We start from the raw sequence: 21620 nt of genomic DNA, 5'->3' as shown, positions 1-21620 counted from the left end.
CTCTCGCAAAAGGCCGGGAATTGTCGGTGACGGGTCGTATGTTCGCGGAGTGGACACACATTCCGCGCCGGTGGCGCTACTGGAGAATCTCACCGATACTGAGCTGCTTTCGGCAGTGAATACCGCGGTGGATTCGTTGGACGACAAGGATTCCATCGCGCTCGCGCAGGCGGCGTCGGCGGGGATCGCACGGTTGGAGGCGGTCCGGTTCCGGGCACTCGCGCAGCTGAGGCGGCATCGCGACGGCGCGCAAAGCGTGACGCAGGAGGTCGCATTCGCGTTGTCCATTGGGGACAATCACGCGGGTGCGCTGGTCGCGGCGGCCGACGCGGTGACCAGCCGCCTGCCCCGCACCCTGAACCTCATGGATGAGGGGAAGCTGGCCGGGTTCAGCGCGATGAAAGTCGCTTCGGCGACCGCGTGGCTTTCCGATGAGGACGCTCGCGCGGTCGACGCGGTGTTGGAAGACCGGATCGCGGACAAGAACCCGGATCAGGTCCGGAAGGCCGCCAATCACGCGGCGAACACCATCGACCCCGAAGGCGCCGGCAAACGCGCCGAGCGTCATCGCGACGGCCGCCGTCTCACCGTGCGGCACGGGGAGACCGGGTCGCCTCGATCGAGGTCGAGGACGGCCCGGTCGAGAAGGTCACCGCCGCCTACCAACGCATCGACCGCGAAGCGAGAGCCCTCAGAGCCGGCGGCGAAACCCGTACCCTCGATCAACTACGCGCCGACGTCGCGATCGATCTGTTGCTCGGCGGGAAGGGCGGCACCAGCGAACGCAGCGAAGTCTTCCTGTACATGGATTTGTTCACCTACCTCGGACTCGACAACGCCCCAGCGGAGCTGGCCGGGCACGGCACGATCCCCGCCGCGCTCGCCCGCCATATCGCCGCCGGCGAGAACACTGTGCTGCGGCGGATCATCACTGACCCGCTCTCCGGGCAGGTCCTCGACCTCGGCCGCGACCGCTACCGGCCCACCGCCGGTCTCGCCGAGTTCGTGCGGGTGCGGGACCGCGAATGCCGAAGACCCGGCTGCCACCGCCCCGCCCAAGCCTGCGCCCTCGACCATTCCCTGCCCTGGCAACACGGCGGCCACACCGCCGACACCGAACTCGTCGACCTCTGCCGTCGCGACCATCGTTTGAATTACGAACCCGGCTGGAACTACCGACTTAGCTCGGACGGCGCCCTCACCATCACCACTCCCACCGGACAACGCCACACCAGCACACCGCCGCCGCTGCACGAACCCCAGCCAGCCGACGAACCACCGTTCTGAGCCCGTCGCCGGAAACCGGCGACAGGCCGATTGCGCGAAAAGGCTTCAGCCGCGGACGGGTTCCGCTGTTCCGGTCCATCGCCGGAAACAGGCGAGTTGTGTGCGGCGGGCTGGGCTCAGCCGAAACCCACGCTGACAAAGTCCTCCGCTGTTCCGGCGTGTTGCCAGAAAACGGCGACAGGCGAGTTGCGCACGGAGGGCGTCGCCGGTCCGGCCGGTCCGGAGGTCGCTGTAGCGGATCCGCTGCCGTGTCGCCGGTTCCGGGGTCAGGAGATCGGCGGTGCGGGATTCAGTCGCCGACAAGTCCGCCATCGCCGAAAAGCGACGACAGCCCGAAGCAACCTCTCAAGACTCCACCCACGGTCTGACCCCGGAAATCGGCCCCTGCACCGATCCGCACAGCCACCACCAGCGGCACGCTCACAAGCATGGAAAACGTCTTCCCGGGCCGCCGCATAGCCGCGGTCTCGATGATCCTCGGCCCGCTCCTGCTGCTCACCGGAACGCTGCTGCGGTCACGTTTCGACTTCTTCTTCCCCGAGCAGCTGAGGGCGATGAGCGAGCATCCCGCGCTGATGACCGCCGCGTACACGTGTTTCCTGGCGGGCAATGTCGTGCTGTGGCCCGCGATCGTCGCGCTCGCCACGAAGATCGGCCGCACCAGGCCGGCCTTGGCCGCCTGGGGTGGCTTGTTCGTCCTTTTCGGACTCTTCGAGCGGACCTTCCACGCCGGGATCGATCAGGCCGCGCAGGGGCTCGTCGAGCACCGTGGTGCCGGTTTCGCCGAGAGTGTGGTCGGCGAGTCGTACCAGGACCTGCATCTGTTCAGTTTTCTGTCGTTCACGATCATGTTCGGCTGGTACGTGCTCGCTTTCGCCGCCTATCGGGCGAAAGTGCTCGGTGTCGCCGGGTCGATCGGGCTGGCGACGATGGGACTTCTGCCGCTCGGTGTTCTCAAGGGCGCCGAAATCGTGTCGATCATCGGCACCGCCGGACTTTGTCTCGCGTTGGTTCCGGCCGGTGTCCGCGCATTACTGGAAAGTCCCAAACCGAGCCGCCGGACGGTGTTGTTCGCGGCGATCGCCGTTCCGGTTCTGGGCGGCCTCGCCTTGGCCAGCGCGCTGGGCTGAGCTCAGGCCAGGCGCGCGGGTGCTTTCCTGTCACCGGATTCGTGTTCGTTCCCCGCCGGGAGGCAGCTCATCAGCAGTACGACACCGACAGCACCGAGAAGCATGTGCCCGGCGAGGATGCACAGCCCACAGAATCCGATCCACAATGAGATCTTCATTCTCAGAGGGTAGGGGCATTCCCGGGGAAGGGGCCCGGACTTGGGAAAGACTTAAGGTCTCCTTTGGGAAAAGGGTCTGTCCGGCGTACGCGCGTAATGCGCCACGAGAGACACCGTCGCGGCCAGGAAGACCACCTGCATGAGACTTCGCGGCACCAGTTCGTCCATCGTCGAAGTCACCGGTCCGTGCAGGGCCTTGTACACGTTCGCCGGGAACATTCCGAGCAACAACAGCGTCAGCCCGGCGGACGCCCACGGCGCGGTGCGCGACCACAGCATTCCCGCGGCGCCCGCGAGTTCGAGGACACCGGTGACGGTGACGAGCAGCTCCGGCGCGGGCGGCACCATCGCGACGAGTTCCTCACGCAAGCCGATGAAGTGCGCGAGACCGGTGGTGACGAACAGTGCCGCGACACCGCCGCGCACGGCGACCGGCCAGGGCTTCAACCGCTGGACGCCGAAGACGCCCAGCAGGAACAACGTCGCCGTGACGCCGATCAGCATCAGTACGGGTGCGAGACCGGGATCCATGATCATGCCCTCCCAGGCGGCAGCGAATCTTTCCACTGACAAGATGCGCGCTTGCCTGCCATCTTGTCAATGACTAGATTCATCGTCATGAGTCCCTACCACCACGGCGACCTCCGCCGGGCCGTGCTCGACGCCGCCGTCGCGGCCATCACCGAACACGGCCCGGCGGGGATCAGCCTCCGCGACCTCGCCCGGCGCGCGGGGGTCTCGCACGCCGGGCCGGGGCACCATTTCGGCGACAAGGCCGGGGTGCTCACGGCGCTGGCCGCCGAGGGGTTCGACCTGCTCGCGGACGCGCTCGCGGCCGAGGGCGACCGGGGCTTCGTCGAGGTCGGGGTGGCGTACGTGCGCTTCGCGATCGAGCATCGCGCGCATTTCGAGGTGATGTTCCGCCCGGAGCTCCACCGTGAGGACGACCCCGCGTTGACCGCCGCTCGTGACCGCGCGGGCGCCTTGCTGACCAGCGGCGCGTCGTCGGTCAGCGACGACGCGATGGCGGGCGTCGCCGCGTGGTCGTTGATGCACGGTTTCGCGAATCTGTGGCTTACCGGCGCGTTGCGCGCCGAACTCCAGGAGGATCCGGACACCGCCGCCCGCGCGATCGCCCGGATCCTGTTCCCGTGATCAAACCTGCGCGGTGGGCATCACGGTGACCTGCTGAAGGTTCACCCGCGCCGGGAGCGAGGTCAGGAACGCCACGGTCTCGGCGATGTCCTCCGGCTTCAGCCAGGTCAGCGTCTCGCGCGCGCCGTCCAGCCACTCCAGCGCTCCGGCGTCGGTGACGTGCCCCTGCAGTTCGGTCTCGACCAGGCCCGGCTCGATCGCCGCGACCCGAACTCCCTTCGGACCGAGGTCGGCGCGAAGGTTCTTCGACAGGTGCGTCACGTATGCCTTCGAAGCGACGTACACGGCGAAGGACGGGAAGACGGCCTGCGCGCCGATGGACGAGGTGTTCACCAGGTCCGCGACACCCTTTTCGGCCGCCGAAGCGACCAGATGCGGGACGAAGGCGCCGATGGCGTTCATCAGGCCGGTCATGTTGACGTCGATCATGCGCTGCCAGTCGCCGGTGGCGAGTTCGTCGATCGGCGCGGCCAGCATCACGCCGGCGTTGTTGAACAGCAGGTCCGCGCGGCCCAGTTTCGCTTCGACCTCGGCCGCCGCGGCCCGCATCGCCTCGGCGTCGGCGACATCGGCCGCGAGCACGAGCGCGGAGCCGCCGTCCCGCTCGATCTCCTTGGCCAGGGTTTCCAGCCGGTCGGCCCGGCGGGCGACGAGCGCGACCGCCGCACCGGAGGCGGCGAGCCGCCGGGCGGCCGCTTCGCCGATCCCGCTGGACGCTCCGGTGACGACGGCGACCCTGTTCGCGTGCGGTGCCTGGGAGTTCGTCATCTTTGTTTCTCCTAAGTGGACTCGGGTGACGAATCAAGAAAACCGGGCCACGCACGGAGATGGCATGGTCTGTTCAACCTGGGTCCGGCAGTACCAGTCAGGCCGCGCGCGGAACTGTTACGTGTTCATCGAGTTCCGCGGACACGGACCGGCCAGCGTGACCCGTATGCGAATCCGATCCCTCGCGCTCGCGCTGACCGTCATGACGGCCACCGCCGCTCCCGCGTCGGCCGTCATCGGCGGCGCCGAGTCCACCACGCCCTACGACTTCATGGTCTCGCTTCAATACGACTCGCCCCGCCCGGACGGCCATCGGTGCGGGGCGGTGCTCATCGCGCCCCAGTGGGCGGTCACCGCAGGCCATTGCGCCAACACCCCGAACGGCGCGACGGCGGGCGTCCCCCGCGGCTGGAAGGTCCGCGTCGGCTCGCTGGACACCACCACCGGGGGCGAAGTCACCGACATCGACAAGTTCTACCGGCGCCACCTCTCCTACAACCCGCCCGGCGAGGACATCGCGCTGCTGCACCTGCGCGAACCGGTACGAGCCAAGCCCATCCGGCTCGCCGGCAGCTCCCCCGCCGTCGGCAGCCCCGTCCGCATCCTCGGCTGGGGCGCAGCCTCGACCGGCTGCGGCGACTTCACCGACCCGAAGTGTTTCCCGAGCAAGCTGCGCGAAGCGGACACCGAGGTCGTGCCGCTCGACCGCTGCTGGGACGACGACGGGAGCACCCTGCCGTTGTGCGTCGGCCGCACCGATCCGCCGGTCGGGCCGGGGACGACGGATTCCGGTGGCCCCGCCCTCGTCCGTTCGGGTGATGGCTGGGCGCTGGCCGGAACGGTCATCGGGCCGGGTATCCGGGGCGCCGACTTCCCCGACATGTACACCGACGTCGCGAAGAACTCGGCCTGGATCAACGGCGTCGTGACCGGAACCGACGTCCCGCCGGACGACCCCGGCCCGAACGTGGAGGGCACGGCCGCGGTGGGCGACTGCGTCGGCGCGGTGGTGCGTGCGGCCTCCGCGCGTCCCCAGGACCCGGCACTGGCGCTGACCAACGGCCATTGCGTGCCGAGCGGGCGTCCCGCCCCGGGAAAGGCACTGGTCGACCGGCCCGCCGACCTGCCCCGTCCGGTCACCATCGCCGGCCGGGACGGCTACCCGAAGAGCAGCGCCCGCGCCACCCGATTGGTGTACGCGACCATGACCGGCACCGACATCGCGCTGTACCGGCTGGACAAGACCTACGCACAGCTGGCCAAGGAAGGCGCGAAGGTCTTCCGGCTGGCCACCACCCCGATGCGTGCCGGGGACCGGCTGCTCATGGCCTACGCGAGCGGCCGCCCGCGATGCACGATCGAGGCGGTGGTGCCGCATCTGCGTGAGGCCGGGTATCAGCAGGACGACGCGGTCCGCTACGCCCCGAGCGACACCTGCGCGAGCAGGCCCGGCCGCTCCGGCTCGGCGCTTTTGACCCTCGACGGGAATACGGTGAAGGGCATCAACAACACCCACAACCGGGACGGTGGGCGATGCACCGAGGGCAACCCGTGCGAGGTCGGCCGGGACGGCACCGTGACCGCGGTGAAGGGCCGCGGCTACGGCCAGCAGGTCCACCGGATCTCCGCCTGCCTGGCCAAGGGCTCACGGCTCGACCTGTCCCGCCCCGGCTGCCGTCTGCCCGCCTGACCTGCGACGAAGTGCGCGGAAAGAAAAAAACCGGAAAGATCGCCGTCGCTGTCGAATCGGCGGGTCGCCCTTCGTATAGGGAGTGAAAGTCCGCACGAACGAGGAGGACGCCATGACCCAGTACCTGATCAGCCTGTACCACCCCGACGGCCCCCTCCCGCCGCCGGAGTTCCTCGAAACGGTGACGCGCAAGATCCAGGCGCTCAACGACGAGATGAAGACCGCGGGGGTGTGGGTGTTCGCCGCCGGCCTGCACCCGCCGACCACGGCGACCGTGCTGCGCGCCTCGGAGAACGGTCAGATCGCGACGCTCGACGGCCCGTACCTCGAAGGGAAGGAACATCTCGGCGGTTTCACCATCGTCGAGGTGCCGGATCTGGACGCCGCGCTCGACTGGGGCCGCCGGATCGCCGAGATCACCTATCTCCCGGTCGAGGTCCGGCCGTTCCAGGGTGTGGAAGACCCTTCGTGCGTGCCCTGACCTCCGAAGACATCGGCCGCGTCTTCGCACAGGAGTACGGCCGCGCGGTATCCGTGCTGGTCCGCGTCTTCGGCAGCATCGACATCGCCGAAGACGCGGTCCAGGACGCCTTCGCCGAGGCGGTGGACCGGTGGCCGTCCAGCGGTCCACCGCCGAGCCCGGCGGGCTGGATCATCAAGACCGCCCGTAACAAGGCCGTCGACCGTCTGCGCCGGGAAGCCGCGCGCGACGACAAGCACGCCCAGGCCGCGCTGCTCAACGCGGACAGTGAACCAGTGGAGGAGGGCCCGGTGCGCGACGACCGCCTACGCCTGATCTTCACCTGCTGTCACCCCGCGCTCGCCGTCCCCGCGCAGGTCGCGCTGACGCTGAAACTGCTGGGCGGCTTGACCACGGCCGAAATCGCGCACGCGTTCTTCGTCCCCGAGACGACGATGGCCCAGCGGCTGGTCCGGGCGAAGGGCAAGATCCGCGACGCGAAGATCCCGTATCGCGTGCCCGGCGACGCCGACCTGCCGGACCGGCTGCGTTCGGTGCTCGCCGTGATCTACCTCGTGTTCAACGAGGGGTACGCGGCCAGCTCGGGCGAGCGGCTGGTGCGGGAGGACCTGTGCGCCGAGGCGATCCAGCTCGGCAGGCTGCTGGCCGGCCTCATGCCCGACGAACCGGAGGCCACCGGGCTCCTGGCGCTGATGCTGCTCACCGAGTCGCGTCGCGCCGCCCGCACCGGCGAGGACGGCGACGTCGTGCTGCTGGCGGAGCAGGACCGGTCCCGCTGGGATCGGGCGCTCATCGCCGAAGGGCAGGCGCTGGTCCGTGCCTGCCTGCGCCGGAACCAGCCGGGGCCATACCAGATCCAGGCGGCGATCAACGCCGTCCACAGCGACGCCGCCGACACCGCGAGCACGGACTGGTCGCAGGTCGTCGAGCTGTACGACCTGCTGCTCGCGATGAATCCGACGCCCGTCGTCGCGCTCAACCGGGCCGTCGCGGTCGCCGAGGTACGCGGCCCGTCGATCGCGCTCGACGTGATCGACGCCCTCGACCTGGAGGGATACCACCTGTACCACGCCATCCGCGCCGATCTGCTGCATCGCGCGGGCCGCACGACGGAAGCCGCCCAGGAGTACGAAGAGGCGATCCGGCAGGCGGGCAACAGCGCCGAACGACGGCTGCTGGAACGAAAACTGGCCGTGCTCAGTCGTTGATCAGCCGCGCCGGTCCGGGTCCCTTGGCGGCGAGGACGTCACCGGGGTTCACCAGTACGCACTGGTCGAAGGACAGGCAGCCGCAGCCGATGCATTCGGTGAACCGGTCCCGCATGCACTCCAGCTGCTCGATGCGCTTGTTGAGTTCGGCGCTCCAGCATTGGGAGGCCCGTTGCCAGAACGCGTGGTCCGGCGCGGCGCCCTCGGGCAGGAAGTCGAGCACGCCGCCGATGACCTCCAGCGGGATGCCGAGATGGTGCGACGCGCGGATGAACGCAACCAGGCGGAGCGCGCTACGCGGGTAGCGGCGCTGGTTTCCGCTGGTCCGCCTGCTGCTGATGAGGCCCTGGCGTTCGTAGAAGCGCAGGGCGGAGGTGGCGACACCGCTGCGCCGGGACAGCTCCCCGATGGTGAGTTCGGCCGGGAGTTCGGACATGCCCATGATCCTAGCTTGACTTGAACCCTTGTTTAAGTTTCATGCTGGAGGCATGACAGTACAGGGGACCTCCGAAATGACCATCCACAAAGGACATTGGCCGACGCCGGACGGGACGACCTTCGTGGTGGCGCGGGAATGGCCGGACGCCGACGCGGCACGGGCGGCGTACAAGAGCCACGAAGGGCTCGTTTCCTTCACCGCGTACGAAGGCATCGACCACGACGGCGCCTTCACCTACGAGCAGTGGACCAGCGAAGACGCCATCCTAGGCTTGGACGGCGCACCCGTGTTCCAGCTCTACCGCGGACAGCGCGGCGAAGGGACACCAGGCTGCCTCGTGATCGTCTCGGTCGAGTTCGAAGGACCCGACGAGCGGCGGCAACGCGACTGGATCGACCTCGTCTTCGAAGCGCTCGCGTCGGAACCCGCCCGGCCGGAAGGCGGGATCTCGGGGTTCTTCCACGTGAGCACCGACGGGACCAGGGTGCTGAACTACGCCGAATGGGCGAGCGCCGAAGCCCATCTCGCCGCACTCTCTGCCCCGGGCGCCGACGGCATCGGGACGACGGACCTGTGGAAGAAGGTGCAGACCTACCCGGGGATGTCGGGCGGGTCGGTCAAGCGGTACCGCCCGGTCTTCTCGGCGGTGGCGGCATGAAGCCGATCCTGGTCGCCGGCGCGACGGGCAACGTCGGTTCGCAGGTCGTCGCCCAGCTGCGGGCGCGGGACGTCCCGGTCCGGCCGCTGAGCCGGAACCCGCCACCGGACGGCGTCCGCGGCGACCTGGCGGAACCGGAAACGATCGCTCCGGCACTCGACGGCGTCGACACGGTGTTCCTGATGCTCTCCGGCGCCGCCGAGGCCCTGGTCCCCACGGTGTCGCTGCTCGGGGAACGGGTGAAGCGGGTGGTGTTCCTTTCCTCGGGCGCCGTCGACGATTCCCTCGCGGAGCAGGACAACGCCATCGGCGCCTGGCATCGCACCGTCGAGGAGGCGATCGAAGCCGCGGGCGTGGAGTGGACCTTCCTGCGGCCGCACGCCTTCGCGACGAATGCCCTCGGGTGGGCGCCGTCGATCCGCGCGGACGGCGTCGTCCGCGGCGTCTACGGCGAGGCGTCGATGCCGATGATCCACGAGAAGGACATCGCCGCGGTGGCGGTCGAAGCGCTGACCGGCGCCGGGCACGCGGGGGCCAAGTACACGCTCACCGGCACGCGGCCGCTCACGCAGGCCGAACAGGTCCGCATCATCGGCGATGCCGCGGGCCGTCCGGCGCGCTGGGAGGAGATCCCGCTCGAAGAAGCACGTGCGGCCATGCTCGCCAAGATGCCGGACTTCATCGTCGAAACGATGCTGACCGGATTCCGGGAACTGGTGACGAAACCGGGCGAAGTCACCTCGATCGTCCAGGACGTCACCGGCAGGCCGGGGCTGGACTTCGAGGTCTGGGCGGCCGAGCACGCCGCGTCGTTCCGCTAAACTCGGCTTCGTGTCGACACCGGTTCATGCCGCGGTGGTCCACTAACCGCCGTTCCTGACCACACCCCACGGAGCCCGCGGGGTCTCTTCGCCGCGGGCGAAAACAGGAACGGAAACCATGAACCCCCTGTCCACAAAGGACGGTGGTCGGCGCTGGCTGACCACCGTCGGCACGAAAATGCCCGGAAACGTCGTCCCCGTCGACGATCGCGTCACCGCCGGCGAGGCGTTCCGGCTCGCCGCGTCCGGCACCGGTCTCGCCTGGTACGGCGATTTCCCGGGCGCGCGGAACCTCCTCGCCGCGATGTCCCGCCGGTGCGGTACGGCGGCCGGGAAACCTTTTCCGGAGCAGCGGAACCATCGGTCACGCCGGGCGCGGATCCTCGGCAGGCTGCTGGTCCCGCTGGATCCGGGCCACGTCCTGCCGTTGCGCCGAGCGCCAGACGTACGCGACGCGTGCGCCGAGGTCTACGGGCCGTCCGACGCCGCGTCGCTGGTGTCCTTGCGCGAGCTGCTCGGCGTCGTCGGCGCGCACGAATGGCGGGTGAAGGGCGTCGAAATCCCGGCGCTCGGCGCCAAAATCCACCCGCATCATGGGGTCTTCTCCCCCGTCCGCGGCGAATACGTCGATCTGGTGGCGCGAACTCCTTTGCCGGCCAAGGAACTGGCGTTCGACATCGGCACCGGCACCGGCGTACTCGCCTCGGTCCTCGCGCACCGGGGCGTCGAACGCGTGGTGGCGACGGACAACGAACCCCTCGCGCTCGCCTGCGCGCGGGAGAACTTCGATCGCCTGGGTTTCGGCGGAATCGAAACCCTTGAGGTGGACGTGTTCCCGCCGGGCCGCGCACCTCTGATCGTCTGCAATCCGCCCTGGCTGCCCGCCCGGGCGCACACCCCGCTCGAACGCGCCGTCTACGACCCCGGAAGCCGGATGCTGAAAGCGTTCCTCGACCGGCTGCCCCGGCATCTCGAACCCGGCGGGGAAGCGTGGCTGATCCTGTCCGATCTCGCCGAACTGCTGGGCCTGCGCCGGCGCGAAGAACTCCTCGACGCGTTCGAGCGGTCCGGCCTCGAAGTCCGGGGCAGGGAGGACATCCGGCCGAGGCATCCGCGGGCCGACGCGAAGGAGGTCACCTCGCTGTGGCGGCTCACAACCCGAGCAGCGCCCGTGCCTGACTGATGAACACGCGGGCGGCGGGGCTGACCGGCCCCTCCGTCCGCCAGGCCAGCGCCAGTTTCGCGCGCAGCCCGGCCGGCCGAGTGATCTCCATGGCGTGCAGCTTCGTGTAATGCGTCGCCAGCGACATCGGCACCACGGCGACGCCGAGCCCGCGCCCGACCAGTTCGGCGACGACGTTCGGATCGCCCGCCTCCAGCGTCACCCTCGGCTGCGCGCCGTCGGCGAGGAACGCCGCGTCGACGATCGCGCGCATGCCGGTGCCCTTCGGCAGGCTCACCAGCGACCGGCTCTCCAGCTCCGACAACGTGATCGTGGCCTGCCCGGTGAGCGGATCGTCCGGGCCGGAGACGGCGACCAGTGGCTCGTCGAGGACGACTTCGAGGCCGATCCCCGGCGGCGGTTCGCCGGAGACCCCGATCAGCGCGACGTCGAACCGGCCGTCGGCGACGCCCGCGAGCAGGACGTCGGAGGTCGCCTCGGCGAGCGTGATGTCGACGGCCGGATGACGCTCGTGGAAGCGCGCGAGCAGATCCGGCAGGTTGACCGGGCCGCGTGAGGACACCATGCCCATCGCGACCTGGCCGCGGACCAGCCCGGTGAGCTCGTCGACCGCCTGCCGCACCCCGGCGACGGCGGCGAGCGCGGCCCGCGCGTGCGGGAGCGCGGCGGCGCCGACCTCGGTCAGCCGCACCGCCCTGGCCGACCGGTCGAGCAGCGGCTGCCCGAGCTCGCGTTCGAGGCGGCGGATCTGCGCGCTGACGCCGGGCTGCGCGACGTGCAGCCGCTCGGCGGCGCGGGTGAAATTCGCTTCTTCGGCCACCGCGACGAAGTATTCGAGCTGACGCAGTTCCATAACCGATGATTCTAGTTGCCAGACAAACCAGATCTTGGACTTCTGGCCGAATCGAGATCACGCTGGAGCCATGACCACGATGCTCCGCTCCGGTGACCCGGACTACGACAACGAACTCGCCGGTTTCCAGACCGCGGTGCCCCGCCGCCCCGACGTCATCGTGCCCGCCGCTTCGGCCGCCGACGTCGTCGAGGCCGTCCGTCACGCCGCCGAGCACGATCTGCCGATCGCCGTCCACTCGACCGGCCACGGCGTGGGCGTCCCCTTCGAGGGCGGCGTGCTCGTCACCACCCACCGCATGACCGGGATCCGGATCGAGGGCGGCGTCGCACGGGTCGACGCGGGCGTGCGCTGGGGTGCGGTCATCGAGGCGGCCGCGAAGCACGGGCTCGCGCCGCTGAGCGGCTCCTTCCCCGGCGTCGGTGTCGTCGGCTACACCCTCGGCGGCGGGTTCAGCCTGCTCGGCCGCAAATTCGGGCTGGCCGCCGACCAGGTGACCGCGATCGAGGTCGTGACCGCCGACGGCGAGCTCCGCCGCGCCACCCCGGACGCCGAAAGCGACCTGTTCTGGGCACTGCGCGGCGGCCGCGACAACTTCGGGATCGTCACCGCGCTGGAGTTCCGGCTCGTCCCGGTCACCCGGCTGTACGGCGGGAGCCTGCAGTTCGGCACCGAGTCGCTGTCCGCGGTGCTCCACGCCTGGCGCGACTGGGCGGCGGACCTGCCGCGCGAGATGACGTCGTCGCTGGGCATGGTCCCGATGCCGGATCTGCCGATGGTGCCCGAGCCGCTGCGCGGGCAGCACGTAGCGCAGATCCGGATCGCCTACCTCGGCGACGCCGCCGAGGGCGAACGCCTGGTCGCCCCGCTGCGCGCCGCCGCCCCCGTGCTGGGTGACACGCTCGCCGAGCTCCCCTTCACCGACTCGGGGAAGATCGCGAACGAGCCGCCGTTCCCGCACGGCTACCGCGCCGACAACGTCACCGTGGCCGAGCTCGACGACACGATGCTCGACGCGATCCTCGAACACGCGGGCCCCGGCGCCCCGGTACCGACCGTCGTCCTGCTGGACCTGCTCGGCGGCGCGCTGTCCGACCCGCCCGAGCACCCCGGGGTCGGCTGGGACCGCGAGGCCCGCTTCACCGTCCGGGCACTGTCCGTGGTGGACGGCGCGAGCATGGCCGAGATCAAGGCGGCCCACGGGAAGCTGTTCGACGCGCTGAAGCCCCAGACGACCGGCAAACTCCTGACCTTCGTCTACGGCGACAGCGGCGCGGGCGACGAAGCGGCCAAGGTGTACTCGCCGTCCGATCTGCGGCGGCTCGCCGAGGTCAAGGCGGCCGTCGATCCGGCGAACCGGTTCCGGCTGACCCACAACGTCGAACCCGCGCGTGACGCTGGGTGATCTCCGAAATCCGCTGGTAGGAGGCCCCCGGCCGGGGCGAGGGCACAGACGGCGGCCCCCGTATACTTCCGGGCCGATACCGCCATTAGGGGGCACTGTGCGCACTTTGGACCATGACGAGTTCCTCGCCATGCGTCGGTTCCCCGCGCTCGACGGGCTGCGCGCGATCGCGGCCACCATCGTGATCCTCTTCCACTTCGCGGGTCCGAAGTGGAGCTGGCTGTCCGGCTGGGTCGGTGTCTACATCTTCTTCGTGCTGTCCGGTTTCCTGATCACGACGCTGCTGCTGCGTGAGCAGGACCGGACCGGCCGGATCTCGCTCTCGGCGTTCTATCTGCGGCGGGTGTTCCGGATCCTGCCGCCGTATCTGGTGATCCTCGGCGGGATCATCGTGTTCGTGTGGCTGCGCGGGGAGTTCTTCACCCGCGAGTTCCCGCACGCGCTGAAGTACTACCTGACCTTCTTCAACGAGTTCTTCCCCGCCAGCAGCCCGAACGGCCCGGACAACTTCTTCAGCGGCTCGTGGACGCTGGGCATCGAGGAGAAGTTCTACCTGTTCTGGCCGTTCCTGCTGGTGGTCGCGGGCGCCGTCGGGCTGGCCGCGGCCTGGCGCAAACTCGCGCTGGCGTTCGCCGCGTTCGCGCTGATGGCCGGGCTGGTGGGGGTCACCAGCGGCTGGGTGCTCAACGGGCCGCAGGTGCCGATCTACCGCTCGACCGTGCACTACGCGATCCTGCTGATCGGCTGCGTACTGGCGATCGCGATGCACTACCGGCGGTCCTACGCGGTGATCAAACCGCTGACCCATCCGCTCGCGGCGATCCCGGTGTTCGGCGCCTTCGCCGTACTGCACGTCAACATGGAAAGCCTATGGTGGGAGACCGGCAGCAACCTCGGCCTGCTGATCGCCTACGGCCTGCTCTCGGCGATGTTGCTGGTGGTGCTGGTCTCGCCGGGGCCGCTGCGCTGGCTGCTGGCGACGAAGGTGATGCGGTTCGTCGGTGAGCGTTCGTACTCGCTCTACCTGCTGCAGGGCCCGGTGCATTTCGCCGTGGTCGCGGCGATCCCGCCGCTGGGCGAGCACCGGATGATCAGCGCGCTGACCGTGTTCGCGGTCGGGCTCGCGATCGCGGATCTCATCCACCGCTGGGTGGAGCAGCCGATGATCCGCACCGGCAAGAAGCTGATCGCGCGCCGCCAGGAGCGCAAGGCGCTGCGCGCGGCCGAAGCCGAACTCAAGCGGCCGAACGCCGTCGAAGCCCCCAGCGGCGCGCGCTGAATCAGCGCGAAATGGTGACGATCGGGATCACCCGGTCGGTCTTCTGCTCGTAGTCGGCGAAGCCCGGCATCATGCTGACCATCTTCGCGTACAGACGGTCGCGCTCGGCGCGGTCTTCGAGGACGACGGTCGCGGTCGCCTCGAACTTCTCCGTGCCGACCTCGATGGTGACCTTCGGGTTCGCGACGATGTTGTGGTACCAGGCCGGGTTCTTGTCCGCCCCGGCGTACGACGCGGCGACGACGTACTTGCCGTCTTCCACCGCGTACGCAAGCGGTGAGGTGCGCGGCTCGCCGCTCTTCGCCCCGATGGTGGTGAGCAGCAGCAGCGAGCCGCCCTCGAACGGGCCGCCCACCTTCCCCTCGTTCTCGCGGAACTCCTTGATGATGTTCTTGTTCCAGTCGAGTGCTTCGGACATCTCTTCCTCCAGTGTCGATCTCTCCGCCGAGGCTACTCAGCCTTCACGGGCCTTGCGGCGCTGCTCCTCGGCGCGCTCCCGGCACTTGCGGAGGAACTCTTCGTCGTCCGCCGCGCTCGTGGCGGCGAACCGGCCCGGACGGTCGTACTCCGGGAACGCCGGCGTCTCCCTTTCGTACCGTCCGCGCGGCGCACGGGCGGCGTGCTGCGGGCGGCCGGCGACCAGCCAGACGATCGAGCCGATCAGCGGGACGATCAGCACCAGCAGCAGCCACATCCCCTTGGGCAGGTTGCGGCACGATCCCTCGTCCGTGGTGATCACGTCGACGATGCAGAAGATCCACAGACCGAGCGTGAGAATTCCGAAGAAACCATTGAAATACAGCATCGAAAGACTCCCCAGTTCCAGATGACCGGGGTAAGTCTTAGCACAGCAGGGCGTCGAGAATTCCCGCGGCCACTTGCCGCGCGAGCGCTTCCCCGGGGCATTGTTTCGGCCCTGCGCCGAACGGATGCTCCGACAGGTCCACTTCGACCACCTCGCCGCCGACCCACCGCCGCGTGACCCGGACCGGCGGATCCTCGCGCAGGACCCGGTCGAGCAGGCTTTCGCTGTCTTCACCGGGCCGATGGGCGGCCAGCGCCTTGCCGAGCAGCTTGGCCGTCGCGTCGCAGGCCTGCACCAGGAGCCCGATCCGCGCGGCGGTCCGCTCGCCGGCGTCACCACCGCAGACCTCGACGAGCCGCCGCATGGCTACTTCGGCGTCGTCCCCGATCTCCGTATGCGGGTGGTAGGCGCCGGACACCGTCGCGATGTCGCGGGAAACGTCGGGCAGGCCGAGTTCCGCGGCGAGTACGGCGACCGGAACCCGCTCCACCTCGTCCCGCATCACCTTGGCGAGGGCGAAGGCCTTGTCCCGCACGGGCCCCATCCGCGCCAGCTCGGTGAGCACGAGCGCCCGCCGCCGCGCGTGGTCCGCCGGGCGGCTGAACCGGGCGACGTTCGCCCGCAACCACCGGACACCGCCCGGCTCGACGTCCTGGGGCACCGGCGGAACGGGGGCTTCGATCAGGGGGTTCTCCATACCGTGACGCTAAGTGCGGAACGCTTCGGTCACGGCCGAAACCTGAGCTCATCGTCGTTGTATGGTGACCGGGTGACGGCCGTGTCGGAGGCAACCGAAGTCGACGGCGCGGGGCGAACGGCGCAACCGCGCCAGTTGATCGTGACCGTGTACGGCCTCTACTCACGCGGCGAGGGCGGCTGGCTCTCCGTCCGCTCGCTGATCGACCTGCTGGCCGGGGTGGACGTCGAGGAACCGGCCGTCCGGTCGTCGATCTCCCGGCTGAAGCGCCGGGGCATCCTGTCCGCGGTGCGCCGCGACGGGGCCGCCGGGTACGAGCTTTCCGAGACCGCGCTGGCGATCCTGCGCGAAGGCGACGAGCGGATCTTCCGCCGGGAACGCGCCACCCCCGGCGACGGCTGGCTGCTCGCGGTGTTCTCCGTCCCGGAGGCCGAACGGCACAAAAGGCACGTTCTTCGCACCCAGCTGGCCCGGCTCGGCTTCGGGACGGCGTCGTCCGGCGTCTGGATCGCGCCCGCGCATCTGCGTGACGCGACGTCCGACATGCTCCGGCGGCTCGAACTCGAGGGGTACGCCGATCTCTTCCACGCCGAGCACCTCGCGTTCGGCGACGTGCGGGAGAAGATCCGCGACTGGTGGGACCTCGACCAGCTCGAAGCGCTGTACACCGCCTTCGTCGACGAGCACGCGGGCGCGCTCCGGCGGTGGCAGCGGCGCAAGACCACGGACGAGGCGGAAGCGTTCGCCGACTACGTCCGCGTGCTGACCGACTGGCGGCGGCTGCCCTACCTCGATCCGGGCCTGCCCGCCGAACTGCTGCCGCCGGGCTGGGCGGGGATCCGGGCCGCGGACCTGTTCTTCACGCTGCACTCGCGGCTGGGCGAGGCCGCGGCCGCGCACGTCTCGCGGACACTGCTTTAGACGACCGCGAAGCCCTGCACCTCCACCAGCGCCTCCGCGTCCCAAAGCCGGCTGACGCCGATGCCCGCCATCGCGGGGTACTCGCTCCCGGCCAGCCGCTTCCACACCGCGCCGATCTCACGCGCGTGGGCCCGGTAGTCGTCCATGTCGACGATGTAGATGGTCACGCTGCACAGGTCCGACGGCTCCCCACCCGCCGCGCGCAAGGCGGTGAGCAGGTTGGACAGCGCGCGTTCGAACTGCTCGACCACGCCGTCGCCGACGATGCGGTTCTCCTCGTCCAACGCGGTCTGACCGGCGAGGAAGACGAACCGGCCACTCGCCGCGACAGCGTGCGAGAAGCCGGACGGGCGGCCGAGCCCTGGCGGGTTGATGCGCTCCATACGGGTCAGCATATCCCGTATCGTTGACGGTCGTACATACCGCGACATACCCTGAGCGGCGTGCGTATCGCGGTGTTAGGCGGCGGCCCGGCGGGGCTCTACTTCGCCACGCTGGCGAAACAGCTCCATCCCGATCACGAGATCACCGTCTGGGAGCGCAACGCGCCCGACGACACCTTCGGGTTCGGGGTGGTGTTCTCCGACGAGACCCTCGGCGGCATCGAACACGCCGATCCGGTGATCCACGCCGCCATGCGCCGCGAGTTCGCGCGCTGGGACGACATCGACGTCCACTTTCGCGGCACGGTGCACACCTCCGGCGGGCACGGATTCGCCGCGATGAGCCGCAAACGGCTGCTCGGCATCCTCCAGGAACGCTGTGCGGAGCTCGGGGTCGACGTCCGTTTCCGCACCGAGGCGCCGAGCGCGGCCGAAGCGAGCGCCGAGTACGACCTCGTCGTCGCGGCGGACGGCGTCAACTCGCCGACCCGCAACGCCCTCGCCGAGAGCTTCCGGCCGAGCCTCCAGACCAGGCGCTGCAAGTACATCTGGCTCGGCACGGACCTCGTGTTCGACGCCTTCAAGTTCTCCGTGCTCGAAACCCCGCACGGGATCATGCAGATCCACGGCTATCCGTACAGCGACACCGCGAGCACGTTCATCCTCGAACTGCACGAGGACGTCTGGCAGCGCGCGTTCGGCGAGATCGCCGCCACCTCGCTGGCCCCCGGCGAAAGCGACGAGAAGTCGATCGAGGTCATCCGCGAGCTGTGCGCGGACGTCCTCGGCGAGCACCAGGTGTTCGCCAACAACTCGAAGTGGACCGCGTTCGCCACCGTCCGTTGCGCGAGCTGGCGGCACGAGAACGTCGTCCTGCTCGGCGACGCCGCGCACACGGCGCATTTCTCCATCGGTTCCGGCACGAAACTCGCCATGGAGGACGCGCTCGCGCTCGCCGCCTGCCTGCACGAACAGTCCGATATGGACAGTGCGCTCAAAGCCTATGAGGCGGAGCGAAGGCCGGTCGTCACCTCCACTCAGCGCGCCGCCCAAGCGAGCCTCGAATGGTTCGAGAACATGGGCCAGTACACCCACCAGGATCCGGCGCAGTTCGCGTTCAACATCCTCACCCGCAGCCGCCGCGTCACCTACGACAACCTCCGCCTGCGCGATCCCGAGTTCGCCGCGGAACTGGACACCTGGTTCGCGTCCACTCTGGACTCCGATGTGCGGCCCCCGATGTTCCAGCCGTTCCGTATAGGGAACCTGGACCTGCCGAACCGTGTCGTCGTCTCGCCGATGGACATGTACTCCTCCGAAGACGGCGTCCCGACCGATTTCCACCTGGTACACCTGGGAAGCAAGGCGCTCGGCGGCGCCGGGCTGGTGATGACGGAAATGGTCTGCGTCTCCGAAACCGGCCGTATCACCCCGGGCTGCGGCGGCCTGTACACCGAGGAACAAGAACAGGCGTGGCGGCGGGTCACCGACTTCGTCCACGGCCACACCCCCGCGCGCATCGGTGTCCAGCTCGGCCATTCCGGGCGCAAAGGCTCCACGAAACTGATGTGGGACGGCATCGACCAGCCGCTCCCCGAAGGCAACTGGGAGATCTGCGCCCCGTCCGCGATCCCGTACAGCGAAGCGAACCAGACCCCGCGCGAACTCACGAAGACCGAGCTGGACGAGATCCGCGACCAGTTCGCGCACTCCGCGTCCGCCGCCGCGCGCGCCGGATTCGACCTCCTCGAACTCCACTGCGCGCACGGCTACCTGCTGTCGTCGTTCCTGTCCCCGCTGACCAACCGGCGCACCGACGAGTACGGCGGCTCGCTGGAGAACAGGCTGCGTTTCCCGCTCGAAGTCTTCGACGCCGTCCGCGCCGCATGGCCCGCCGAGCGGCCGATGACGGTCCGCATCTCCGCGACCGACTGGTACGACGGCGGGATCGACGTCGACGACGCCGTCGAGATCGCCCGCGCGTTCGCCGAGCACGGCGTGGACGGTGTCGACGTGTCGACCGGCCAGGTCGTCAGCGAGGAGAAACCCGAGTACGGCCGCAGCTACCAGACGCCGTACGCCGACCGGATCCGCAACGAGATCGGCCGCCAGTACGGGATCGCGGTGATCGCCGTCGGCGCGATCTCCTCCTACGACGACGTGAACTCGCTGATCCTCGCAGGCCGCGCGGATCTGTGCGCGCTCGGCAGAACCCACCTTTACGATCCACAGTGGACACTGCACGCCGCCGCCGAGCAGGGCTATCCGATGCCGTGGCCCAAGCAGTTCGCGGCGGGCAGCCGGAAACCACAGGGCGGCCGCACCGACGGCCCGAAACCACGGCTGGAACTCCTTCGCTCGGGGAACCCGGCACCGCGCACGCCCGCTGGCGACCTGGGAGCGACCGATGACCGCCTTCGCACTGAACCCCGATCAGCAGGCCTTCGCCGAAGAAGTCCGGCGGCTGGGCGCCGAAAAGCTCCGCCCGCTGGCCGAATCCGGCACCGAAGGCGCGGTCAACCGGCCGCTGCTCAAGGAAATGGGCGCGCTCGGCCTGCTCGCCCGGCTGTTCCCCGGCGTCGGCGGCGGCAGCCCGAGCCGCGAGGCCGCCGCGACGGATCTCTGCATCCTGCGGGAATCCCTGGCCAGCCAGAGCACCGAGGCCGAGACGGCGTTGGCGCTGCAGGGCCTCGGCACGTATCCGGTGCTGCAGTCCGGGCAGGACTCGCAGGTCTCGAAATGGGTTCCCGCCGTGGCGGCGGGCGACGCCGTCGCCGCTTTCGCGCTCACCGAGCCGAACGCGGGTTCGGACGCGGCGGCGCTGGAGCTCGCCGCCGAACCCGACGGCGACGGCTGGCGGCTCACCGGCGAGAAGATGTGGATCTCCAACGCCCCCGAGGCCGATTTCTACAGCGTTTTCGCCCGCACCACCCCGGAAGCGGGATCGCGCGGGGTCTCCGCGTTCGTCGTCCCCGCCGATCGCGCCGGGCTGTCGGGCGAGCACCTCGACCTCGTCAGCCCGCATCCCATCGGCACTCTGGTCTTCGACGGCGTCCGCGTCGAACGGGACGAACTGCTCGGCGAACAGGACCGCGGCTTCGGCGTGGCGATGCGGACGCTGGACCTGTTCCGGCCGAGCGTCGGCGCGTTCGCCGTCGGGATGGCGCAGGCCGCGCTCGACGCCGCCGTCGCCCACGCGCAGACCAGGGTCGCGTTCGGCGGGCCGCTGCTGAAACAGCAGACCGTGGCGCACACCCTCGCCGAAATGGCGACCCGCACCGAAGCGTCGCGCCTGCTCGTCTACGCCGCGGCCGCCGCGTACGACGCGGGCGAGCGGAACCTCGCCGGACGGGCCGCGATGGCGAAACTGTTCGCCACCGAGACCGCGCAGTACGTCGTCGACTCGGCCGTGCAGATCCACGGCGCCCGGGCGCTGCGGCGAGGGCATCTGCTCGAACACCTCTACCGCGAGGTCCGGGCGCCGCGGATCTACGAAGGCGCGTCGGAAGTGCAGCGCACGATCATCGCGCGATCGCTGGCTTCTTCCTAGCCGGGCGCCGGTCGAGGTACCACTGCGTGGCGAGCAGGACCAGCGTCGTGCTCAGCCAGGCCGTGATCGCGGCGACCGATTGGGTCAAGGCGAGTTCGCTGCCGCCGAACGTGGTCTCCAGCCGCGGTCGCAGCACGATCTCCGCGACCGGGCCGATCAGGCGGCTGAGAATGATCGACATGGTCAGCGCGAAACTGCGGATCATCCAGCGCCGGTGATCGCCGAACCGGCGTTGCCTCGCCGCGCGCCAGCCGGCGAACGTGCACCCCAGCCACAGCACCCCGGCCACGGTGTTGGCCACACGCGTCGCCGGGCCGAACGGGCTCAGCGCGCCGACGGTCAGCGCCAGCAGACCGGCCGGGAGCACCCCGGCGAAGACGTACACCCGGCCGATCTTCCGGTGCACCGCCGGGTATTTCGCCCGGAACCACGGCCAGATCTGGAGCAGCGCGCCGACCATCGCGATCGAGCCGAACAGCACGTGCGCCGAGAGGAACCAGTAGTGCGAGGTGAACCCGGGCGGCTGCGGAACCCGTGACAGAGCCGGGTCCAGCGACAGATAAGGCGGCATCGAAAAGGCCAGGAAAATCACGACGATGACGGCCATCGGCCCGACCCAAGGCCGTCGCCACCACGATTTCCGTGGCGGCGTCTCCGGCGGGTCACGTCGTTCCAGCCTGACGGTCATCACTGTCCCTCACGTTTCCGTTAGCGGTAAACACCTTTCCGCTGCCGAACCTAGGACGCGG

The 21620-nt window shown here is 69.6% G+C and carries 22 protein-coding genes and 2 pseudogenes; 14 read left to right on the top strand and 10 right to left on the bottom strand.

Features of this window, described 5'->3' with window-relative positions:
* The first annotated feature begins 70 nt into the window (after positions 1 to 70).
* Together MJQ72_RS14010 and MJQ72_RS14005 are read left to right on the top strand one after the other, a co-directional pair.
* A pseudogene (locus MJQ72_RS14010) lies at positions 71 to 1287 on the top strand (DUF222 domain-containing protein).
* Between the two features lie 428 nt (positions 1288 to 1715).
* Positions 1716 to 2417 (top strand): hypothetical protein, encoded by a 702-nt coding sequence (locus tag MJQ72_RS14005; RefSeq protein ID WP_240599585.1) that lies wholly within the window; start codon positions 1716 to 1718, stop codon positions 2415 to 2417.
* 2 nt (positions 2418 to 2419) lie between these two features.
* On the opposite strand, the gene MJQ72_RS14000 is transcribed toward MJQ72_RS14005, so the two are convergent.
* Together MJQ72_RS14000 and MJQ72_RS13995 are read right to left on the bottom strand one after the other, a co-directional pair.
* Entirely contained in the window at positions 2420 to 2575 is a 156-nt protein-coding gene (locus MJQ72_RS14000; protein ID WP_240599584.1) for a hypothetical protein, read from the bottom strand.
* Positions 2576 to 2626: 51 nt separating this feature from the next.
* Positions 2627 to 3112, bottom strand: a complete 486-nt coding sequence (locus MJQ72_RS13995; protein WP_396426987.1) for a DoxX family protein — start codon at positions 3110 to 3112, stop codon at positions 2627 to 2629.
* Between the two features lie 81 nt (positions 3113 to 3193).
* On the opposite strand from MJQ72_RS13995, the gene MJQ72_RS13990 reads away from it, so the two are divergent.
* A complete protein-coding gene (locus MJQ72_RS13990; protein ID WP_240599583.1) occupies positions 3194 to 3730 on the top strand; it encodes a TetR/AcrR family transcriptional regulator in 537 nt (178 codons plus the stop codon).
* Here MJQ72_RS13990 and MJQ72_RS13985 read toward each other — a convergent pair whose 3' ends face one another.
* Positions 3731 to 4498: an SDR family oxidoreductase gene (locus MJQ72_RS13985; RefSeq protein WP_240599582.1), complete on the bottom strand. Its 768-nt coding sequence runs from the start codon at positions 4496 to 4498 to the stop codon at positions 3731 to 3733. It abuts the gene before it with no gap.
* Between the two features lie 166 nt (positions 4499 to 4664).
* Between MJQ72_RS13985 and MJQ72_RS13980 the strand changes: the two genes are divergently transcribed.
* The 3 genes from MJQ72_RS13980 to MJQ72_RS13970 all read left to right on the top strand — a co-directional run bounded on the left by MJQ72_RS13980 (position 4665) and on the right by MJQ72_RS13970 (position 7877).
* On the top strand, positions 4665 to 6188 hold the full coding sequence (locus tag MJQ72_RS13980; RefSeq protein ID WP_240599581.1) for a trypsin-like serine protease: 1524 nt from the start codon (positions 4665 to 4667) through the stop codon (positions 6186 to 6188).
* A gap of 112 nt (positions 6189 to 6300) precedes the next feature.
* Entirely contained in the window at positions 6301 to 6669 is a 369-nt protein-coding gene (locus tag MJQ72_RS13975) for a YciI family protein (RefSeq protein WP_240599580.1), read from the top strand.
* The gene (locus tag MJQ72_RS13970) at positions 6657 to 7877 is read left to right on the top strand and encodes an RNA polymerase sigma factor (RefSeq protein WP_240599579.1); all 1221 of its coding nucleotides are present in this window, start codon (positions 6657 to 6659) and stop codon (positions 7875 to 7877) included. The genes MJQ72_RS13975 and MJQ72_RS13970 overlap by 13 nt, the downstream gene beginning before the upstream one ends.
* Here the strand turns inward: MJQ72_RS13970 and soxR are convergent.
* Positions 7867 to 8313, bottom strand: a complete 447-nt coding sequence (gene soxR, locus MJQ72_RS13965) for a redox-sensitive transcriptional activator SoxR (protein ID WP_240599578.1) — start codon at positions 8311 to 8313, stop codon at positions 7867 to 7869. The genes MJQ72_RS13970 and soxR overlap by 11 nt on opposite strands.
* Before the next feature lie 52 nt (positions 8314 to 8365).
* Between soxR and MJQ72_RS13960 the strand changes: the two genes are divergently transcribed.
* The 3 genes from MJQ72_RS13960 (at position 8366) to MJQ72_RS13950 (ending at position 10978) form a co-directional block, all read left to right on the top strand.
* Positions 8366 to 8974 (top strand): antibiotic biosynthesis monooxygenase, encoded by a 609-nt coding sequence (locus MJQ72_RS13960; RefSeq protein ID WP_240599577.1) that lies wholly within the window; start codon positions 8366 to 8368, stop codon positions 8972 to 8974.
* Positions 8971 to 9795 (top strand): NAD(P)H-binding protein, encoded by an 825-nt coding sequence (locus tag MJQ72_RS13955; RefSeq protein WP_240599576.1) that lies wholly within the window; start codon positions 8971 to 8973, stop codon positions 9793 to 9795. Before MJQ72_RS13960 ends, MJQ72_RS13955 begins: the two co-directional genes overlap by 4 nt.
* Before the next feature lie 118 nt (positions 9796 to 9913).
* Complete coding sequence (locus tag MJQ72_RS13950) at positions 9914 to 10978, top strand: class I SAM-dependent methyltransferase (protein ID WP_240599575.1); 1065 nt, start codon at positions 9914 to 9916, stop codon at positions 10976 to 10978.
* Here MJQ72_RS13950 and MJQ72_RS13945 read toward each other — a convergent pair.
* The gene (locus MJQ72_RS13945) at positions 10947 to 11831 is read right to left on the bottom strand and encodes a LysR family transcriptional regulator (protein ID WP_240599574.1); all 885 of its coding nucleotides are present in this window, start codon (positions 11829 to 11831) and stop codon (positions 10947 to 10949) included. The two genes, MJQ72_RS13950 and MJQ72_RS13945, sit on opposite strands and share 32 nt — an antisense overlap.
* A gap of 70 nt (positions 11832 to 11901) precedes the next feature.
* Between MJQ72_RS13945 and MJQ72_RS13940 the strand changes: the two genes are divergently transcribed.
* Positions 11902 to 13236 (top strand): FAD-binding oxidoreductase, encoded by a 1335-nt coding sequence (locus MJQ72_RS13940; RefSeq protein ID WP_240599573.1) that lies wholly within the window; start codon positions 11902 to 11904, stop codon positions 13234 to 13236.
* A gap of 97 nt (positions 13237 to 13333) precedes the next feature.
* Positions 13334 to 14515: an acyltransferase gene (locus MJQ72_RS13935; RefSeq protein WP_240599572.1), complete on the top strand. Its 1182-nt coding sequence runs from the start codon at positions 13334 to 13336 to the stop codon at positions 14513 to 14515.
* Position 14516: 1 nt separating this feature from the next.
* On the opposite strand, the gene MJQ72_RS13930 is transcribed toward MJQ72_RS13935, so the two are convergent.
* Genes MJQ72_RS13930 through MJQ72_RS13920 form a run of 3 tightly spaced genes read right to left on the bottom strand, consistent with a single transcriptional unit; the run spans position 14517 to position 16017 of the window.
* Positions 14517 to 14933, bottom strand: coding sequence for a nitroreductase family deazaflavin-dependent oxidoreductase (locus MJQ72_RS13930; protein ID WP_240599571.1), 417 nt, complete (start codon positions 14931 to 14933; stop codon positions 14517 to 14519).
* A 36-nt stretch (positions 14934 to 14969) separates the two neighbouring features.
* The gene (locus tag MJQ72_RS13925) at positions 14970 to 15320 is read right to left on the bottom strand and encodes a PLDc N-terminal domain-containing protein (protein ID WP_240599570.1); all 351 of its coding nucleotides are present in this window, start codon (positions 15318 to 15320) and stop codon (positions 14970 to 14972) included.
* A gap of 37 nt (positions 15321 to 15357) precedes the next feature.
* Positions 15358 to 16017, bottom strand: coding sequence for an oxidoreductase (locus tag MJQ72_RS13920; protein ID WP_240599569.1), 660 nt, complete (start codon positions 16015 to 16017; stop codon positions 15358 to 15360).
* A 72-nt stretch (positions 16018 to 16089) separates the two neighbouring features.
* Between MJQ72_RS13920 and MJQ72_RS13915 the strand changes: the two genes are divergently transcribed.
* Entirely contained in the window at positions 16090 to 16938 is an 849-nt protein-coding gene (locus tag MJQ72_RS13915) for a PaaX family transcriptional regulator C-terminal domain-containing protein (protein ID WP_240599568.1), read from the top strand.
* Here the strand turns inward: MJQ72_RS13915 and MJQ72_RS13910 are convergent.
* Positions 16935 to 17333: a RidA family protein gene (locus tag MJQ72_RS13910; RefSeq protein WP_240599567.1), complete on the bottom strand. Its 399-nt coding sequence runs from the start codon at positions 17331 to 17333 to the stop codon at positions 16935 to 16937. The genes MJQ72_RS13915 and MJQ72_RS13910 overlap by 4 nt on opposite strands.
* 48 nt (positions 17334 to 17381) lie before the next feature.
* On the opposite strand from MJQ72_RS13910, the pseudogene MJQ72_RS13905 reads away from it, so the two are divergent.
* Positions 17382 to 19732: pseudogene (locus MJQ72_RS13905) on the top strand (bifunctional salicylyl-CoA 5-hydroxylase/oxidoreductase).
* Positions 19729 to 20871, top strand: coding sequence for an acyl-CoA dehydrogenase family protein (locus MJQ72_RS13900; RefSeq protein ID WP_240599566.1), 1143 nt, complete (start codon positions 19729 to 19731; stop codon positions 20869 to 20871). Before MJQ72_RS13905 ends, MJQ72_RS13900 begins: the two are co-directional and overlap by 4 nt.
* Here the strand turns inward: MJQ72_RS13900 and MJQ72_RS13895 are convergent.
* A complete protein-coding gene (locus MJQ72_RS13895) occupies positions 20843 to 21478 on the bottom strand; it encodes a DUF2306 domain-containing protein (protein ID WP_240601324.1) in 636 nt (211 codons plus the stop codon). The two genes, MJQ72_RS13900 and MJQ72_RS13895, sit on opposite strands and share 29 nt — an antisense overlap.
* Positions 21479 to 21620: the final 142 nt, after the last annotated feature.

This window comes from Amycolatopsis sp. EV170708-02-1, assembly GCF_022479115.1.
Classification (GTDB): domain Bacteria; phylum Actinomycetota; class Actinomycetes; order Mycobacteriales; family Pseudonocardiaceae; genus Amycolatopsis.
This window is presented reverse-complemented; position numbering and strand designations above follow the sequence as displayed.

Coding starts and splice junctions, on each gene's coding strand:
- MJQ72_RS13925 (WP_240599570.1), bottom strand. CDS start 15,320: ATGCTGTATTTCAATGGTTTCTTCGGAATTCTCACGCTCGGTCTGTGG.
- MJQ72_RS13945 (WP_240599574.1), bottom strand. CDS start 11,831: ATGGAACTGCGTCAGCTCGAATACTTCGTCGCGGTGGCCGAAGAAGCG.
- MJQ72_RS13930 (WP_240599571.1), bottom strand. CDS start 14,933: ATGTCCGAAGCACTCGACTGGAACAAGAACATCATCAAGGAGTTCCGC.
- MJQ72_RS13980 (WP_240599581.1), top strand. CDS start 4,665: ATGCGAATCCGATCCCTCGCGCTCGCGCTGACCGTCATGACGGCCACC.
- MJQ72_RS13940 (WP_240599573.1), top strand. CDS start 11,902: ATGACCACGATGCTCCGCTCCGGTGACCCGGACTACGACAACGAACTC.
- MJQ72_RS13895 (WP_240601324.1), bottom strand. CDS start 21,478: ATGGCCGTCATCGTCGTGATTTTCCTGGCCTTTTCGATGCCGCCTTAT.
- MJQ72_RS13995 (WP_396426987.1), bottom strand. CDS start 3,112: ATGATCATGGATCCCGGTCTCGCACCCGTACTGATGCTGATCGGCGTC.
- MJQ72_RS13960 (WP_240599577.1), top strand. CDS start 8,366: ATGACAGTACAGGGGACCTCCGAAATGACCATCCACAAAGGACATTGG.
- MJQ72_RS13950 (WP_240599575.1), top strand. CDS start 9,914: ATGAACCCCCTGTCCACAAAGGACGGTGGTCGGCGCTGGCTGACCACC.
- MJQ72_RS13990 (WP_240599583.1), top strand. CDS start 3,194: ATGAGTCCCTACCACCACGGCGACCTCCGCCGGGCCGTGCTCGACGCC.
- MJQ72_RS13985 (WP_240599582.1), bottom strand. CDS start 4,498: ATGACGAACTCCCAGGCACCGCACGCGAACAGGGTCGCCGTCGTCACC.
- MJQ72_RS13900 (WP_240599566.1), top strand. CDS start 19,729: ATGACCGCCTTCGCACTGAACCCCGATCAGCAGGCCTTCGCCGAAGAA.
- MJQ72_RS13910 (WP_240599567.1), bottom strand. CDS start 17,333: ATGCTGACCCGTATGGAGCGCATCAACCCGCCAGGGCTCGGCCGCCCG.
- MJQ72_RS14000 (WP_240599584.1), bottom strand. CDS start 2,575: ATGAAGATCTCATTGTGGATCGGATTCTGTGGGCTGTGCATCCTCGCC.
- MJQ72_RS14005 (WP_240599585.1), top strand. CDS start 1,716: ATGGAAAACGTCTTCCCGGGCCGCCGCATAGCCGCGGTCTCGATGATC.
- MJQ72_RS13920 (WP_240599569.1), bottom strand. CDS start 16,017: ATGGAGAACCCCCTGATCGAAGCCCCCGTTCCGCCGGTGCCCCAGGAC.
- MJQ72_RS13975 (WP_240599580.1), top strand. CDS start 6,301: ATGACCCAGTACCTGATCAGCCTGTACCACCCCGACGGCCCCCTCCCG.
- MJQ72_RS13955 (WP_240599576.1), top strand. CDS start 8,971: ATGAAGCCGATCCTGGTCGCCGGCGCGACGGGCAACGTCGGTTCGCAG.
- soxR (WP_240599578.1), bottom strand. CDS start 8,313: ATGTCCGAACTCCCGGCCGAACTCACCATCGGGGAGCTGTCCCGGCGC.